The 17,345-nt window shown below is 50.6% G+C and carries 16 protein-coding genes; 3 read left to right on the plus strand and 13 right to left on the minus strand.

The features are described 5' to 3' along the window. Positions 1 to 10 precede the first annotated feature (10 nt). The 13 genes from yut to ACMHKJ_RS12890 form a co-directional block, all read right to left on the minus strand. Positions 11 to 1,003 (minus strand): urea transporter, encoded by a 993-nt coding sequence (gene yut / locus ACMHKJ_RS12830; RefSeq protein WP_413494433.1) that lies wholly within the window; start codon positions 1,001 to 1,003, stop codon positions 11 to 13. Between the two features lie 93 nt (positions 1,004 to 1,096). Continuing rightward, the gene (locus tag ACMHKJ_RS12835) at positions 1,097 to 2,062 is read right to left on the minus strand and encodes an urease accessory protein UreD (RefSeq protein WP_413494435.1); all 966 of its coding nucleotides are present in this window, start codon (positions 2,060 to 2,062) and stop codon (positions 1,097 to 1,099) included. Continuing rightward, complete coding sequence (gene ureG / locus ACMHKJ_RS12840) at positions 2,059 to 2,697, minus strand: urease accessory protein UreG (protein WP_150385044.1); 639 nt, start codon at positions 2,695 to 2,697, stop codon at positions 2,059 to 2,061. The genes ACMHKJ_RS12835 and ureG overlap by 4 nt, the downstream gene beginning before the upstream one ends. A 32-nt stretch (positions 2,698 to 2,729) precedes the next feature. Beyond that, entirely contained in the window at positions 2,730 to 3,416 is a 687-nt protein-coding gene (locus ACMHKJ_RS12845) for an urease accessory protein UreF (RefSeq protein ID WP_413494437.1), read from the minus strand. A 25-nt stretch (positions 3,417 to 3,441) separates the two neighbouring features. Then, positions 3,442 to 4,107 (minus strand): urease accessory protein UreE, encoded by a 666-nt coding sequence (locus tag ACMHKJ_RS12850; RefSeq protein WP_413494439.1) that lies wholly within the window; start codon positions 4,105 to 4,107, stop codon positions 3,442 to 3,444. Positions 4,108 to 4,178: 71 nt separating this feature from the next. Beyond that, on the minus strand, positions 4,179 to 5,897 hold the full coding sequence (locus ACMHKJ_RS12855) for an urease subunit alpha (protein WP_413494441.1): 1,719 nt from the start codon (positions 5,895 to 5,897) through the stop codon (positions 4,179 to 4,181). A 64-nt stretch (positions 5,898 to 5,961) separates the two neighbouring features. After that, a complete protein-coding gene (locus ACMHKJ_RS12860; RefSeq protein WP_067369545.1) occupies positions 5,962 to 6,384 on the minus strand; it encodes an urease subunit beta in 423 nt (140 codons plus the stop codon). A gap of 27 nt (positions 6,385 to 6,411) precedes the next feature. After that, positions 6,412 to 6,714 (minus strand): urease subunit gamma, encoded by a 303-nt coding sequence (locus tag ACMHKJ_RS12865; RefSeq protein WP_067369547.1) that lies wholly within the window; start codon positions 6,712 to 6,714, stop codon positions 6,412 to 6,414. A gap of 454 nt (positions 6,715 to 7,168) precedes the next feature. Further along, positions 7,169 to 7,969: an ATP-binding cassette domain-containing protein gene (locus ACMHKJ_RS12870; protein WP_413494443.1), complete on the minus strand. Its 801-nt coding sequence runs from the start codon at positions 7,967 to 7,969 to the stop codon at positions 7,169 to 7,171. Continuing rightward, positions 7,969 to 8,775, minus strand: coding sequence for an ABC transporter permease (locus ACMHKJ_RS12875; RefSeq protein WP_413494445.1), 807 nt, complete (start codon positions 8,773 to 8,775; stop codon positions 7,969 to 7,971). The genes ACMHKJ_RS12870 and ACMHKJ_RS12875 overlap by 1 nt, the downstream gene beginning before the upstream one ends. After that, the gene (locus ACMHKJ_RS12880; protein ID WP_413494447.1) at positions 8,772 to 9,740 is read right to left on the minus strand and encodes an ABC transporter permease; all 969 of its coding nucleotides are present in this window, start codon (positions 9,738 to 9,740) and stop codon (positions 8,772 to 8,774) included. Before ACMHKJ_RS12880 ends, ACMHKJ_RS12875 begins: the two co-directional genes overlap by 4 nt. Further along, positions 9,740 to 11,335: an ABC transporter substrate-binding protein gene (locus tag ACMHKJ_RS12885; RefSeq protein WP_413494449.1), complete on the minus strand. Its 1,596-nt coding sequence runs from the start codon at positions 11,333 to 11,335 to the stop codon at positions 9,740 to 9,742. Before ACMHKJ_RS12885 ends, ACMHKJ_RS12880 begins: the two co-directional genes overlap by 1 nt. 660 nt (positions 11,336 to 11,995) lie before the next feature. Further along, complete coding sequence (locus ACMHKJ_RS12890) at positions 11,996 to 12,718, minus strand: energy transducer TonB family protein (protein WP_413494451.1); 723 nt, start codon at positions 12,716 to 12,718, stop codon at positions 11,996 to 11,998. Positions 12,719 to 12,962: 244 nt separating this feature from the next. Between ACMHKJ_RS12890 and ACMHKJ_RS12895 the strand changes: the two genes are divergently transcribed. The 3 genes from ACMHKJ_RS12895 to ACMHKJ_RS12905 all read left to right on the plus strand — a co-directional run bounded on the left by ACMHKJ_RS12895 (position 12,963) and on the right by ACMHKJ_RS12905 (position 17,322). Further along, positions 12,963 to 13,502, plus strand: coding sequence for an RNA polymerase sigma factor (locus ACMHKJ_RS12895; RefSeq protein WP_413494453.1), 540 nt, complete (start codon positions 12,963 to 12,965; stop codon positions 13,500 to 13,502). Next, complete coding sequence (locus ACMHKJ_RS12900) at positions 13,502 to 14,467, plus strand: FecR family protein (RefSeq protein WP_413494455.1); 966 nt, start codon at positions 13,502 to 13,504, stop codon at positions 14,465 to 14,467. The genes ACMHKJ_RS12895 and ACMHKJ_RS12900 overlap by 1 nt, the downstream gene beginning before the upstream one ends. Before the next feature lie 89 nt (positions 14,468 to 14,556). Continuing rightward, the gene (locus ACMHKJ_RS12905; protein WP_413494457.1) at positions 14,557 to 17,322 is read left to right on the plus strand and encodes a secretin and TonB N-terminal domain-containing protein; all 2,766 of its coding nucleotides are present in this window, start codon (positions 14,557 to 14,559) and stop codon (positions 17,320 to 17,322) included. The last annotated feature ends 23 nt before the right edge of the window (positions 17,323 to 17,345 follow it).

Raw genomic sequence — 17,345 nt, forward strand, 5'->3', positions numbered from 1 at the left:
TTCTCCCCTTCTACTGACGGTGTTCCGGCATAATATCCTGATTAGGCACAAGAAAAAGCCAGGATGCCAGGACAAACGGCATTGTCAGTGTCGGGATCCCGAATGGTGTTAATACCACGTCCAGTGCCCCCTGCACAAAAACTGTAAAAATCACGCCCACGATGGTATAGACCAGCACTTTGAAACTGGGTTTATTAAAGGTCGATCCCAGTGCGATCGCCGTTAATACGGCACTGAAAGAGTAAAGTCCGGTATGAACACTGCCGAAATCTGCTTTCAGGAAGGAGGCAACACCAAAGGCCAGCAACGATCCCAGCACAGCAAATACCGCCGCCCAAAGAGAGCTTACCGCAAGCCCGATAACAAACAGCACACCGACAGTAATACTGCTCAGCAGGAATACTTCCGATACACCACGGAAGATATCCGGGATAAGGTCAGAGTACGGAATACCGGCAATCGGCGCGACATACTGATCCGGTAATGCAGGTGCAGGCAGACTGACGCCTTTAATCCCGAAGAAACTGTAACTTGCCAGCAGGATAGTCCAGGTCACCAGCACAAAAGGTGCGGTGAGTGCAGCAACTTTCCAGTTTTTCAGAAAATCCGTCAGGGAGATAGTCGCGATCACCGCGACAATACTGCCGAGAACTATAGATGCCCACATAAACGGGGTATTTTCCAGGAAAGTCGGCAACGCCACCCCGACCAGACAGCCGTTGTAGCCATATAGCCCGGCACTCAGTGAGCCGGTATCCAGCTTGCTGATATACGCCGTCAGCGTCGATACAACTGTTCCCAGCAGACAGCCCCAGGCGACCGCCGGAAGACCTTCACTGTAAGCGCCGGTAAAAATGGCTGCAAAAAAGAATAATCCGGTCAGCGGGTTATTCTGAAACATCACCTGCGCGCAACCACGCAACGTAATATCAATAAAATGGATGACAGGATTGGAGCCCGCCAGTTTATTCCAGCCGTTCAGGCTGATTGTTGAATCTGCCATAGTTTTGCTCCCGAAAGTGAATCATATAAAGGGATTGATTATGACCACCACAATCAATCCCCTGAGTAACCACCGATATCATCATATGACGCTTCAGCGCCACAAGAACGGCTTTTGCAGTGTTACGCCCAGGATCTCTTCCCGGGCTATCTGCCAGAAGTAACGGACCGCTTCTTTAGTTTTCGGGCTGTCCACGCCCAGCACTTTAAACACCAATCCGCATTCATTGGGTAATTGTGTTGCCCCGAACGCAACCTCTTCATCTGTGTTATAACGCGCTTCCAGACGCTCCAGTATCCGGGCATGATGCTCTTTCGGTGTCAGTAAAATAACATTACCGAACACGTCAAACCCACCCATCACACCCACTACATTCAGCGGCTCTTTTTTAGGCTCCAGCACATATTTTTCAACGAATAACTCTTTTCCGTCAGGATCTTGTGCCCGGATCTTTGAGGAGAAAATATCAAACCCGAACTGCTCGTCAGGATGGTGATATTTTCTCCCGGACATCAGGATCTCGGAATAGATCAGGGTTGCCGTCGGATCAATCGTAATGTGCGTGTCTGTAATAAAACGCGCCGTACGGTGCGGAATTATCGGATCCGGCAGAAACTCCAGATAGCCGCCCGCTTCCACCACCACATTCTGATATTGGGTGGCGTAGTTCGCTTCCATCATGTGGATTTTAGTGGCGGATTGCGTAGTGACATGCGCACACGCGCCCTCCTCCACAATCAGATCCAGCGCCTGCCGGTCGCCCTGTAACAGGCAACCGGAGGTTGAAATCATGGTTACACACGGCATTTGCGGCATCAGTTCGTCCCAGTACAGCGCCCGCTGTACCAGAGACGGGACCCGGCGTTCCATTTCCGCCAGTTCGCTGCGGTATTCGCGTTTGGCAAACCGCAGTTTCAGATAACCGCTCTTTCCGATCGCACCACTTTGCATCTGCTTCGGCTCATCCTGGTAAGGCCCCATTTCCGGCGCCTTTTCCCCTAAGAGATGAGCCCGCAGACGTGTTGGCGTCCCGGTAATCTCAGCCCTCAGTTGTGTCATGCTTTTGCTCCTGCCACCTGATGTGTAAACAGGAATTTATCCATGATCATATCCACCAGCTCAACAATACCCTCACCGGTTTTGCAGTTGGTCAGGATATAAGGACGGTTGCCGCGCACCACTTTAGTGTCGCTTTCCATCACATCAAGACTTGCACCGACATATGGCGCAAGGTCGATTTTATTGATGACGAGGATATCCGCCTGTACCAGTCCCGGACCGTTTTTACGCGGAATTTTCTCACCTTCAGCCACATCGATAACATAGATGTAAAAGTCCGCCAGCGCCGGGCTGAAGGTCAGCGTCAGGTTGTCGCCGCCGCTCTCAATCATGATGACATCACTGTCCGGGAAGCGTTCTTCCATATCTTCCACAGCGGCAATGTTCATACTCGGATCTTCGCGCACCGCAGTGTGCGGACAAGCGCCGGTTTCCACGCCGAGGATTTTTTCTTCGTCGAGGATCCCCTTCAGTGTGCGTTTAACCTGTTTTGCATCTTCTGTGGTCACAATGTCGTTAGTGATGATTAAGGGTTTGATCCCGCGTTCAATAAGGATCGGAGTGATCACTTCAATAATTGCTGTTTTGCCTGATCCTACCGGGCCACCGATTCCGATCCGTGTCATTTTTTTCATGAATAACTCCCTAAAAATAAGTCAGCCGCCTGTTAGTTCATAAACAGGCGGACAAAAGATTTGGTATGAACCGCTGCAAGGACATCAATGACCGGCACATACGAGGACATCTGTTCAATGTCTCCGCAGGCTGCGATATCACAAAACGCCTCAATGTCGTTGTTCAGTTCGAATAAAATATGCTGTGTTTCAAAGTGAGTGATCCGCATCAGGCGCATTGCCGCACTGAGGATAGTCATCGCAATTCCGTACTGGTGCATCACCACCACTTCTCGCTCACCGATCCCCTGCACGGCCATCACCATCGCCTGGGTGACCGGCAGCGTTCCCGGCGTAGCACCACTTTTAATCTGTGCCAGCCACCAGGAAATAGTCGGATTATCAAAAATATGGATAGATATTTCTGCCAGTTTTTTGCCCATCCGCGTTGCCATCAGGCGGGCTTCTTCATTTAGTTTGCGGTTATTTACCGCCCTGTCCACCTGCATAATAGCCTCGTTATCCTCTGCCATTACTGCGCGGTGTGCCGCGACAACGGCAATGCCGTCACCATTTGCTGCTTGTTTCAGTGCTGTGCGGACAAAGCCTTTCAGCGTTTCTGCATTGTGCACAACGCCTGTCTGGATCGCCGATTCCACCCCGTTTGAGAAGGTAAAGGCACCGACAGGAAGTGCAGAATCACCGAACTGCATGATCCGGATAAGATCAGACGCTTTCATCTTACTTACCCTCCCGTCTGATTGATCAGTGCTTATGGTCATGATCGTGGTCATGCCCGTGACCATGATCGTGATTATGATCGTGACTGTGCCCGTCCCCGTGATCATGGTTGTGATCGTGACGCGGATGATGAGCAACATGCACATGGATATCTGTTTCTTCGGCCCCGCCGAACAGCAGACGGGACTCTGAATTTGTCAGAATCGGCAGAATGGTTTCGCCTTTTACAAATGCAAATGTGTCATTGCCAAAATTATGAGTGCGCATGACCGACTCCATCACTTTTTCACTGACGGTCAGCGGAACATAGACTTTGTTTTCTTTAATCACGGCTTTCCAGTGCTGGTTGCCGAGCGCATGTCCCAGTTCGAAACTGATGCGGATTTGCTCTGACGGCGTACTGCCCTGCAGGCGCTGAAGGTCAATAACCATCACATCGCGCAGATCAATCTGAACCACCACCATGGTATTTGTTGCATCATCGGTATAGATAACATCGCCGTCAGACAGCAGAACATTGCGATCTAATGCGATCCCGAGATCCAGCCCGTTTTGGGTATGTTTACGGCAGCGGCTTTTCTGAGCTTCCCGCTGATCAAGAATCAGCATATCCACCGTCATATCATTCGCTTTTTCAGCCCACGCCGTTTCTTTTCTGACGTTACCGAGAATGTGCTCAATGAGGATCATGAAATTACCTTTTTATTATGCCCGGCAGGCAGATATCTGCCTGCCGGGGGTGTCAATCAAGCCTGACGTTGTTAACCGAAGAAATAGCGCTGGTTCATCGCTGCCACCGAAATCGGCTGACAAGTTGCATGCTCCCCGTTCACTTTCACGGCAAACGTTTCCGGGTCTACTTCAATATCCGGCATTTCACCGTTACGGACCAGGTCACGTTTAGAGGTTGTCCGGCATCCCTGAACCGCCATAACCTGACGCTCCAGACCTGCTTTCTCTTTCACGCCGTCATCCAGCGCCGCCTGAGATACAAAGGTCACACAGGTATCCTGCAGGGTTTTACCCATCGCACCGAACATCGGACGATAGAAGACCGGCTGCGGAGTCGGCAGAGAGGCATTCGGATCACCCATTGCCGCCCAGTTGATCATGCCGCCTTTGATAACCAGTTTTGGTTTGGCGCCAAAGAAACGCGGATCCCACAGCACCAGATCTGCCATTTTGCCCACTTCAATCGATCCGAGCACATGACTGATCCCCTGCGCAATAGCCGGATTGATCGTAATTTTTGCCACATAGCGCAGTACACGGAAGTTATCATTCCCCGCCGCATCTTCCGGCAGTTTACCGCGAGATGCTTTCATCGCATTTGCAGTCTGGACAATGCGCAGCCAGTTCTCACCAACACGTCCCATCGCCTGAGAGTCACTGGAGAACATGGAGATTGCCCCCATATCGTGCAGGACGTTTTCTGCAGCGATAGTTTCCGGACGCACACGGCTTTCTGCAAAAGAGACATCCGCAGGCACGTTCGGGTTCAGGTTATGGCACACCATAATCATGTCGAAAAGTTCTGCCTGGCTGTTGACCCCGTACGGCAGTGTAGGGTTCGTTGAGCTAGGCAGCACGTTCGGCTGGCTGACCACTTTGATAATGTCAGGGGCGTGACCGCCGCCTGCGCCTTCGGTGTGGTATGTGTGGATAGTACGGCCTTCAAAGGCCTCGATGGTATCTTCCACATAGCCGCCTTCGTTCAGGCTGTCGGTGTGGACGGAGACCTGGATATCATAGTCATCAGCCACGCGCAGGGCATGACGCAGTGAGTTGGACGTCGCACCCCAGTCTTCGTGAACTTTCAGACCGGCAACACCGGCAATAATCTGTTCAACCAGCGGATCACGGGCAAACGAGTTACCTTTGCCGAGCATCCCGACGTTGACCGGCAGACCTTCCAGTGAGCGCAGCATGGCGCGGATATTCCACGGCCCTGCGGTAACGGTTGTCCCGTTGGTGCCGTCTGTCGGCCCGATACCACCGCCGAAGAAGGTGGTAACGCCGTTGGACAGCGCTGCATACGCCTGCTGTGGTGAAATCAGGTGGATGTGCGTATCAATACCCGCAGCCGTCAGGATCAGATGCTCGCCGGAGATTGCATCTGTCGACACACCGGCAACCATGCCCGGGGTAATACCGTCCTGGAGATTCGGGTTTCCGCTCTTACCGATACCGACTATTTTGCCGTCTTTCACACCAACGTCTGCTTTGATAACACCTAATTTGGCATCAACAATTGTCACGTTAGTGATAACCAGATCGAGTACACCATTGTCACTGGTCAGGGTGTTGTTTGCGCCCATCCCGTCACGCAGGGATTTCCCCCCGCCATAGACAGATTCTTCGCCGTAGCCGCGTAAGTCTTTTTCAATTTCGATATAGAGATCGGTATCACCCAGGCGGATTTTGTCCCCTGTTGTCGGTCCGAACAAACCGCAATATTCTTGTCTGGAGATCTGTGGCATAACATGTTCCTTTTCTATTCAGGATGCTTTCGCATCACAGCCGGGAAATCATAAGTACGGAGAATTACTTTTTCTCTTGCGCTTTATGGCTGAAACCCCGGGCAACCGCATTGTTCAGTGCAATCACTTTTGCCGGACGTTCGCTGCTGTTGACATTTGTTCCGGTCCAGCCGTCCACCAGGTTGTTAAACCCGTAAACCGTCTGTTTGCCGCCGTAAGGAATCAGTGACACTTCGGTTTCATCGCCCGGTTCAAAACGGATAGCCGTCGTTGATGAAATATTCAGACGCTTGCCGTAAGCCGCTTCGCGATCAAATTCCAGTGCATGGTTGACTTCAAAAAAGTGAAAATGTGAGCCAATCTGGATAGGGCGGTCACCGGTATTGCGAACCTTAATTTTTGTTTCCGGTTTGCCGGTATTAAATTCAATCGGGGTATCCGCAAAAATGACTCCGCCTAATGGCGTCGGTTGTTTTGTATTGCTCATAATCAGAAACCTCACTTTTTTATGCGTTTACTTGATTGGGTTATGAACAGTGACCAGGCGGCTGCCGTCTGTAAAAATGGCCTCAACCTGAACATTCGGGATCAAATCATCAACGCCTTCCATCACATCGGCTCTGGTCAGAACCGTGGCAGCTTCCTTCATCACATCTTCCACTGTTTTGCCATCACGGGCGCCTTCCAGGGCAGTCACCGTAATAATCGCGACGGCTTCCGGGTAATTCAGTTTTACGCCCCGGTCCCGGCGTCGCTGTGCGACATCGGCCAGGGTATAAATCATTAGTTTTTCAACTTCTCTCGGGGTTAATTGCATAGTGCCTCCACAATGGATTGAAAACCGGCTATTAAAAACAACGCCATAAAAACACGGGAGCGGAATGATTGATTTCTCCGTATCACCGTAGTTTCCGTTTTTTGTTTCAGTGTATATCCGCCGGAAATAAAAATATCTTACCTTTCAGGCGTAACACATCACTGACCGCCGGACATGCGCGTACGCACAACCGGAAATACAGATAGTGAAATATGTAACTACTTAATTAATAATAAAAATAAATCATTCACCGCTGTTCTCCTTATAAGAAAACGAGGTTTTGATTCCTTTTCAGATTATACGGCGCATCCGTGACCGCATATAAGAGAATAAATATTTGTTACTGTATTTAAATGTAAAATTTTACGTTCCGCTGATTTTCAGCGAATAAAACAGCAATACTCATATCCGGATAAAATAAAGCATATTATTGCATCCGGATCGCCGGTCATTATTATTGGTGCCACTGCCGGTTCTGTTTTGCACCATTCAGAAAACGGTGCTCCGGTAATGCATCCCATAAGGATTGCAGCCAGGGACTGCCTTCTCCGCTGAGTAATGCCTGTGAGGTCAGTGTTTCCTGTAAAACCCCATGACGCAGAACCGCTATTCTGTCGGCAAAACGCGCCGCCATTGCCAGGTCATGCGTGACCCACAACACACCACGCCCGTCTGCACACAATACTTTCAGGTGCGCGAGCAATTGCCCCGCGTGTTCATCATCCAGCCAGGACGTTATTTCATCCGCTAAAATATACTGCGCTCCGGTCAGTGTTGCACCACAGGTCAGCACCCGCTTTGCCATTCCGCCGGACAGCCGGTTCGGAAATGCATCCGTCAGCTCCGGACGCAGGTTATAACGTTGCAGCTGACGCGCAACATCATGCATTTTTACGTGCATTCCGCTTAGTGTTGCCGCGCGTTCAAGCTGCGGACCAACCCGTACCAGCGGATTCAGCGCACTGACTCCCTGCGGTACATAACACAAGGTATTTCCGCGGTGGCGCTGTTTTGTCGCTTCTGTCAGGGTTTCCCCTGCCAGAGAAATGGCACCACGGCAGCGCATATTGTCCGGCAGTAATCCCAGCGCACTTTGCAGTAACAGGCTTTTACCTTCACCGCTGCTGCCAATCAGTGCCACCAGCTCTCCCGGATGGATAGTCAGTGAGATATCCGTCAGCAGCGGCTGCCAGCGCTTTTTTCTCAGCCAGTTAAACTGTGCGACATCAATAGCAAGCTGGTCAAATTTCAGCATTATGCGATCCTCAGCCAGAGCTGTTGTAACGCTTTTGCAAACTGGTCAAACAGTAAGACCAACCCCACCAGCACAAACCCCGGGAAGAACGCCAGCCACCAGGAACCGGTACTGAGATAGCGCAGCGCATCTGATAACAAAATTCCCAGTGATGCCTCATGCGGCGCCAGACCAAAGCCCAGAAAACTGAGCGCTGCACTGTGCAGTACAGAGTGCGGGAACATCAATAATGTGCCGACAATCCACTGCGGTAATAACATTGGCAGATAATGATGACGCCAGCAATACAGGCGCGAATTTCCCATGCGCTGTGCCAGCATCACATAATCCGTTTCCCGTACCCGTAAAATCTCCGAGCGCAGGATCAGGGTCAGTTTCGGCCAGTGTGTCAGGGCTATCGCCCAGATAACCCCGGCTTTTCCGCCCCCCAGCGTGAAACAGATTAAAATCAGCAACAACAGGTGCGGCAGTGCCAGCAGCGCATCAATCACACCACGGACCAGGTAATCCGTTCCCTTGTTCACGGTGGACAGCCCCGCCATGGTCAGCGCCACCAGTCCGCTGGTCATGGCGGAAATCAGCCCGATTTGCAGGCTGGTCGCCATCCCCTGAAAGGTGCGATCCCACAGGTCACGCCCCAGGCTGTCTGTGCCAAACCAGTGAGCCGCTGACGGCGCCTGACGCCGCGCCAGGAAATCCATATCAATATCAAGATGCATTATCCAGATGGCGTACACGCCCAGCAGGATCAACATCAGTAATGTGCCGGTCAGTTTTAACAGTGCGCGGTTCGGGTTATAGGTCATGATTCGCGGATAACCCCCCGGTTAATACGGCGCAGCAGAATATCGGCTGTGCTGTTACCCATAAAAATCAGGATAGCGCAAAACATCACAATGCCCATCAGTAACGGAATATCACCCCGCAGCCCCGCATCTATTGTCGCCTGCCCGAGTCCCGGATAGGCGAACACCTTTTCCGCCAGCAAAGAGCCACTCAGTAACTCCCCGACAGACGCAAACTGTAAACAGAGCGCCGGTGTAATCGCGTGGCGCAGCACATGAAATTTAATCATCGGCCAGCCTTTATCCCCCTGCGCCTTTGCGTAGTGGATAAATTCAGTGCTCATCACTTCCGCCACTTTAGCCCGCGTATGCAGAGCAATATTCCCGACACCAAGCAGCCCCAGCGCCAGTACCGGCAGGATCAGATGGTGAACCTTCTGTCCGAATGTTGCACTGTCAGCATCTTCGCCCATCGGCCAGGCACAACAGACCGGTGCCCATTGCAGGGAAACCGCGAACAGGGACAATAACAGCAGCCCTATCCAGAATGTCGGGATCGACGCCAGCAAATAGGATAGTGCTGAAATAATTTTATCCGGCCAGCGGTTAAGATACCGCCCTGCCACCAACCCCATCAGCAGCCCGGCAATACCTGAGAAAAGCCAGGCACTGATAAGCAGAGCCAGTGACGGACCGAGCCTTGCTGAAATCACCTCAGATACCGGCGCGTTATACAGCATCGAATACCCGAGATCGCCTCTGATCATCTGTGAAAACCAGATCCAAAAACGCTGCCACAGCGGTTGATCCAGTCCCCAACGGGCGGCGATCACCGGGTATTGCTCCGGTGGTACGTGCAATAAATCATTTCCGATATAGGCGCGTATCGGATCTATCGGCGAATAGCTGAGGAGGATAAACACCCCCGCAGCTGTCACCGTCAGCAGACAAACAAACCGCACAAAAAGAAATAGGGCACTGCGCATTATTTACAGGTCCAGGCCCAGTCATCCACGCTGTTTAACAGTGACCACGAGCCGTGTATTTCCGGCGCGCCTGTACCCAGTTCCACACAATCATTCACCACATAGGTGTGCTGAACATTAAGCAACCATGCCCAGGCGGCGTCACCTTTAATCCCGGTACCGGTTTTACCGTTCCAGTCCACCTGCTGCCAGACAGGAATCGCATGTTCCTGATCGGCAGCACTCATGGCTTTTTCCAGGATGGCATCCACCTGCGGATTTTTATAGTAGCCGGGGTTGTAGAACTCCACACCGGCGGCTTTGCTGCTGTAATGATGGACTAATTCCATCGGGTCCAGGCTGCCCCAGCCGAACAGTGTCGGATTTGAATGCATGTGCCGCTCAACAGTTTCCCAACTGCCGGATTGTAAATCCAGTTCGATTCCGACAGGTTTCAGGAATGCACGCAGCGCCTGTGCCAGATCACGGCGGGTGGTATCTCCGCTGGTGTACCACAGGGTCAGCTTCGCTACTTTTCCGTCTTTTTCACGCAGACCATCTTTGTTCAGTTTCCAGCCGGCATCTTCCAGAGTCTGTTTTGCTTTTTCCGCATCGCCATCTTTAAATGCAGCCTCCGGATTATTCCACGGCAACCCGTGAACCCCGGTAAAGGCAGGAACGGCATAGCCTTCCATCACTTGTTCCGCCAGCAATTTACGGTCAATCGCATAGTTAATTGCTTTACGGACAGCCACATCAGAGGTGATATCGTTTCCGATTGGATTGCCCTGCGCATCTTTTTCGCCGGCTTTCGGAATAGGGAACACAATACCGCGGTTTTCCACACTGGCGCGTTCAACCAGCTTCATGCCCTTAACATCCCCGGCGGTCGCTGCGATCACCGGCGGAATACGGACAACTTCGAGCTGGCGGCTCTGTGCTGCGGCAAAGGCAGCATCTTCATCCAGGAAAACAAAAATCAGTTTATTAAAGTCATTTTTCGGTCCGGCGTAGTACGGGTTGGCCTCAACAATCAGTTGCTGACCCGGCTGGAAGCTGACCAGACGGTACGGACCCGCGCCGATTGGTTTCTGAGCATATTGTTTTGCATCGTATTTATCAGCGGACACAATACCGAGAGAGCCTAAGACATTAATAAACGTACTTTGCGGAGCGGAAAGGGAAATTTTGACTGTTTGCGGGTTAACTTCTTCGGCTTTGGCGAAGTTCCCCATATCGATTTTGCCACCGCTTGCTGCTGCATTATTATAGGTAAACACTACATCTTTCGCGGCCAGCGGAGAGCCATCCGAGAATTTCAGGTCTTTTTTCAGCGTCAGCGTCCACTCTTTTCCGTCATTACTATGGGTATAGTTTTCCAGCATATAGCTGTGCCAGGAAAGATCGGCCTTTTGTTTCAGTAACGGGCTGTGCAGTAATAAATAACTGCCGTGGCTCCAGCCGAGCATCGGGTCAAACCCTTCGGTCGGCTCTGCACCGATAGCCAGCCGTAATGTATGACCGGTGTTTTCTGTCGCAGCCAGAGCAGAAGCACTGATTGCTGTACCTAACAACAGAGAAACGAGTGTTCGTGCAAAAATCGACTTATTTACCATTATTTATCCTTACCTAACTAAAATTCACAATTTTTAATTAATTCGGAATTAAGCAAAATCATCATGCAGCAATTAATCTGTCAGAGACTACAGAGTTTATACCTCTGAAGCTCAGTCTGAAAATGATGTATATTAACGAATCATCGCAAAAACTAAATTTCTTATATATTAAATTCTTTTATTCGACAAATCTGTCAACGGATAACAACACTACCTGTTTTTCTGATAATTTCGCCCTGAAATAACAAGTAACACCTTACACAGATACGGGCTAAAAACACTGACTTCCTACTGAATTAAATCAGCATAATGGCAGGCTTCACAGAAATCGCATGAACATAAAGTGATACTTCCTCTAGTGTAACATACTCTTTTTTATATTCATCTTTGGAGTACCCATCGCCAAACATATAAATAAATTTAACTATTAACGTGTATTTATCTCCGGTTTATCCTGCCGGCATTACACTTTATTCAGATACACACAGGCTTTACCGGTACAGTTACGATATGAGTAACTAAAACCCATTTAGATTAATTAAGAAAACCCATAGAAAAACCGAAAGATTGATGAAGAAAAGACGATATAAGAAGGGAAAAACACAGAAAATACAGACAATTCCTAATTATAATTACGCAATTTCGGGAATTGTCTGCTGGTTACAGGTAAAAACCAATAGGGGTCACTATCTCAATATGTCCGTCGCGGGTACGTTCGTGTGGCGGTAACGGGAACGGTGCTGCCCGCTGAACAGTGGCGAGAGCTTCTTTGTCCAGCAGTGTTGTGCCGGAAGAATTAACCAGCTCAGCCGAGAGTACATTTCCCTGCGTATTCAGGGTAACTTTCACATGAGAAACCCCGGTGGATTTATAGCGCAGCAGTGCCCGCGGGTAGCGTTTGTATTTCGCCAGATGCGTATGAACCGCACTTTCCCAACCGGTGCTGCCGCTGACGGCTTGTGGTGCATAGCTGGTAAAATCAGCGCGACTGGCGGAACTGTCTCCCTGACGCGGTGCCGATGTGCTCTCCGCCATCACAGGTGAAGGACTTTGTGTTTCCGGTATTTTCACGACAGTAACGGGCTTTTTCTCTGTTTTTTTCTTAGGTTTTTCTGCTTTTCGTGTCCAGGTTCCCCGGTCGGACTGCGCCAGTTTATCTGTCAGCGCCTCGCGCTCCGGCTCAGTAACTGGTTGTGGCGCCGGCTGTGACATCACCTGTTTTATACCTTCCACTTTTTCCGGCGGTACGCTTTCCAGCTGATAAATTCCCGCTGTCAGTTCAAACGCCGGAGGCAGCATTCCTTTCTGCTCATCAGAAGAGAATGTCAGCCAGCCCAGAAACAGCACCGGCAAAAGCGCATGAACCCCCAGACTCGCTACCATACCGCCTATCGGATATCGCCTGTTTTGATAACAGGATGCAGCCACATTCAACATCACTCAGCTCACTTTTTTAATCGTTATTTACGTATTTCAATTTATAAAATTACAGGCATAATGATAATGCAAATGATATTCCTTTTTATTATTAATAATAATTCTAATAACAACAATAAGATTTTTGGATTTTTCCAAGCCGTGCGTAATGATCCCTTCATTTACAATGACGTTGATATACACCAGAGAAATGACAACTGAAAAATCGGTAAGCAGGCTGATCGCCGGCGCCTATCACTCAACCTACCATCAGCTTGTCCGCTTCTTCCACAAGCGGCTGGGCAACAGTCAGGATGCACGGGATCTGTCGCAGGATGTATTCGCCCGCTGGCTTAAAGGCGGCGGAGACATCTCTGTGCAGGAAACACGGGCATTCTTGTTTAAAATCGCCAACAATGTCCTGGTCGATCACTGGCGTCACAGCCAGCGCAAAGGCCGCGATCAGGTCAGTGAATGGGATGATTCACATACGGCTGATATTGCACAGGATAATGCTGATCCGCAGGTACAGCTCGAACATCAGCAGCGCCTGACGCGGCTATATCAGGTGTTAAACGAATTACCTCTCCGCCAGCGGGAAGCGTTTGTGCTTTACCGCTTTGACGGACTTTCACAAAGTGATATTGCGGAACAGATGGATATCTCAGTCAGTATGGTGGAAAAACATATCGCCCGCGCCCTGCTGCAATGCAAGCGCGCCATGAATGCCGGAGAACAGAAGGACGGATAATGGCAGATACCGCGCAGGAGCAGGACGAACGGGATGACGCCGCCGCGCTGTGGTTCACGCGCTGGCACAGTCAGAGCATGAACACGCATCAGCAGAATGAGCTGCGCTCATGGCTGGCGGCATCCCCGGAAAATCAGCTGGCGTTTGATGAAATGGCGCAGATGTGGAGTGATATGTCCTCTCTGCCACGCCCGTTGGTTGCTGTACCAAAGCCTGCCGGCACCTTTTCCGTTCTGCGTCCGCTGCGTCATACCCTCGCCGGTTTTTTTATCCTGATTATGCTGTTTCTGCCTTACAGCCAGTTACCTGCGCTGTTGATGGATAACCTGACGCTCGCCACCACATCAGACAGTAAATCCATGATATTGCCGGATGGCAGCCGGATCTTTCTCAACCGCGACAGCGAAGCCGATATTGCTTATGAGCAGACACACCGGCGCATCACACTTGTCCGTGGTAATGCTTTTTTTCAGGTAAAACCCAATCCGTGGCGGCCTTTCATCATTCAGGCGGACGGACGGGAAATAACGGTTGTCGGCACCGAATTTGATGTCAGTAAACGCGGCACAGAAATCACCGTATCCGTTGCCCGCGGCATTGTTGCCCTGCGTGATGCCGCAGAAGATACCCCGGTTTATCTGAAAGCCGGTGATGAAGCGGTCAGTGCAGTTGCCGGGCGTAAACCGGTCATCAGCCATATTCCGCCGGAGCAGTCCGGAGAATGGCGTAACGGGCAAATCAGCCTGACAGACACCCCTCTTCGCGACGTGGTTTCCCGCCTCGCCCCTTATCACAACCGCACCATTTCACTTGCTGCCAATGCCGCAGACCTGCGCGTCTCCGGGCGGGTTAATACAGATGATGCCGAATCCTTTTTTACTGCCCTGCCGCAGGTTCTGCCGGTTAGTGTGGCAGAGCAGCCAAATGGCACGCTGTTGATTATTAAGAATAATAAAAATAAATGAAAAAAAGAACGATTCGCAGGTGAGGATAATTATCATTTCCGCGTCTTCTGTCATAGGGGATACCTATGGCATATTCGGAAATAATAACAATGACAATAAAATCTTCACCATACACCGCAAAAGCGCTGCGCTCAGCCATTGTGCTGGCACTCGGGCTGTCGGTGACACCATTGGCAGTGGCTGCCGATATCACGCTGGATCTGCCGGAACAGGCGCTCACCAGTTCACTGAACACCATCGCAAAACAGGGACAGATCCAATTACTCTATGATGCCGGTCAGTTAAACGCCTTGCGCGCACCGGCACTGCACGGCAGCTATTCACCACAAACAGCGATCCAAACTCTGCTCGCAGGCTCCGGTCTGACCATGGTACAAACCGGAAACAGTTTTGTTATCCGCCCGCTGACCACCGGCGGGGATACCATTCTTATCCCGGAAACCCGCGTGCAGGGTGAAATGGCGTATCATCCGGCAACCGATGTGATGTCGGCTCCGCAATATATTACGTCAGAAGAGATCCGCCAGCGCAGCACCGGCGACGGCAACGTGACGGAACTGCTGCGCACCAACCCGGCGGTACAGTTTGCCGGAAACGACAGCTCTTCCCTCAACCAGGGTGAGATCAAACCGGCACGTATTTCTATTCATGGTGCATCCAGTTTTCAGAATGCGTATAAGCTCGACGGCATCAGTTTTAACAACGATTTTGACCCGGCAAAAAATACGCTCGGTGAAACCTCCACCCGCGTGGATACCGGTGACCAGGGACTGTATATCGACAGCCGTCTGATCGACAGCGTGACAGTTTATGATAACAATATCCCGGTGGAATTCGGCGGATTTACCGGCGGCAGCGTGGATGTCACCAGCCGCCGCTGGAACGGGGAAAACAGCGGGCATGTGTATTACCGCACTACCCGCTCCTCCTGGAATACCCTGTTTGAAGACTCCTCGCAGCCGATTGATTCATCCAAAAATGACATCAGTAACCCGGCACGTTTCCAGAATGAATATAACAAACAGGATTTCGGTGGCTGGTTTGAAGTTGGTGTAACTGAAAACAGCGGTCTGACCGTTTCAGCATCCCGCCGTACTTCAGACATTCCGGCCAATACCTCAGTGCTGATGGCGGTAATGGAAGGCGAAGAAACCATTGGTTATGAATTCGATAAACGCAAACGCAACCAGAAACGCACATCGGATAACCTGTTTGTAAAATATGCGATGGACATTTCCCCGGTGACAACCGCGGATATCTCCATGAATTATTCCGATTATAAATCCCGCCTGTTTGCCTCAAATATCGCCAACTCCGGTTATGACAATAACCACAAAGGATTAGGATTCACCGGGGTACTGAAACACCAGACCAGCCTGGCGGATCTGGAATTCACCTTAGGCTATCAAAAACTGAAAGATGACCGGATAAATGATGAAGATAATTTTTATGAGTTAAAAGACAGAATTAAAGGTAAAGAGACGATTTACAACACGAAAATAGGCGGGCTGGGCGACCTGAGGACAGAGCAGGACAATATCACCACCAAAGCCGTTGCCCGTTTCCTGCAATCAGAAGGTTGGGGAATGACACACCGCCCGACACTGGGAATGGAAACCACCTATACCAAAGGTCGCTACATCCGTGATAAAGCGCATTATCACACCAGTGAAGACAGAGTCAGTTACGCGGATATGGGAATTGATGATCCGGTGCTGAATATTCACCGTTTCCTGCCGGGCACCGCATCTGTCAGTTATAACAACTATTCCCTGTTTGCCGATGACGATATTGAGATCGGTCGCCTGACACTGCGTCCGGGTGTTCGTGCTGATCGTGATGATTTTGTGCAAAGCACCAATATTGCCCCGCGTTTAGCCGCAACCTATGACCTTTTCGGTAATAAAAACACCCTTCTGATTGCCGGAGCCAACCGCTATTACGGTCGTTCAATGCTGACTTATGCACTTTACGGCGCACAGAATGCCGGGCTGGAAAAATGCTATATGTGCGGCTTTATGGGAATGGATCCTACATGGGATACCACCAATGATTACGAAGGTCTGGATTCACTGAAAACCCCGTATAACGATGAGATTTCACTCGGCCTTCAGCAGGAAATCCTCAGCACCACCTGGCGTCTGACGTATGTTCACCGCGAAGGCTATGACGAAGTGCGCAGCCGGACAAAATACACTGACTTAACCGGTCCGGACAAATACAGCGACAAAGGAAAGATCCGCACCTTTGATAACGCCGGACGCAGTAAGCACGACTCAGTCACACTCGCCGTCAGCAACAGTCAGCCGTGGGAATGGGCGCAGGCATCTCATGTTTTCTCTTCTTCCGTTGTCTGGCAGCAGACAAAAAGCAACTTCCCGTCTGACCAGGGTTACGCGTTCTTTGAACCGGGCTCAGCAATTAACTCCGACAAAGTCATGTACGGCGGCAAGGTCATTGATGTCAGCGATCTGCCGGCAAGTAACTTCAATTCACCGCTGAAACTCAATGTTGAGCTGACCAGCGACTGGGATAACTACGGCGTTTCTTTATATAACCGCCTGCAATGGTGGGGCGCACGCAGCCAGGCAGTCCGTCATGAAAACGAAGTTATCCGTGATCCGGAATACGGCGAATTACGTGTGTATCAGAAAGAAAACTTTGCCTCTAAATTCACCTGGGATACCCGCGTGAACTGGAAACCTGAGTTTGCTTATGGCGCATCGGTATCTGTTGAAATCAACAACGTACTGAATAATAAGAATGTCGCCGATACCTTTATCTACGGCGGAAACAGAGTGATTGCCTACGATCCGGGCCGTCAGTTCTGGTTACAGATGAATTACGATTTTTAATCTGAGCATATGAGCAATGTCTC

It is taken from the genome of Morganella psychrotolerans (assembly GCF_965118875.1).
Taxonomy (GTDB): domain Bacteria; phylum Pseudomonadota; class Gammaproteobacteria; order Enterobacterales; family Enterobacteriaceae; genus Morganella; species Morganella psychrotolerans_C.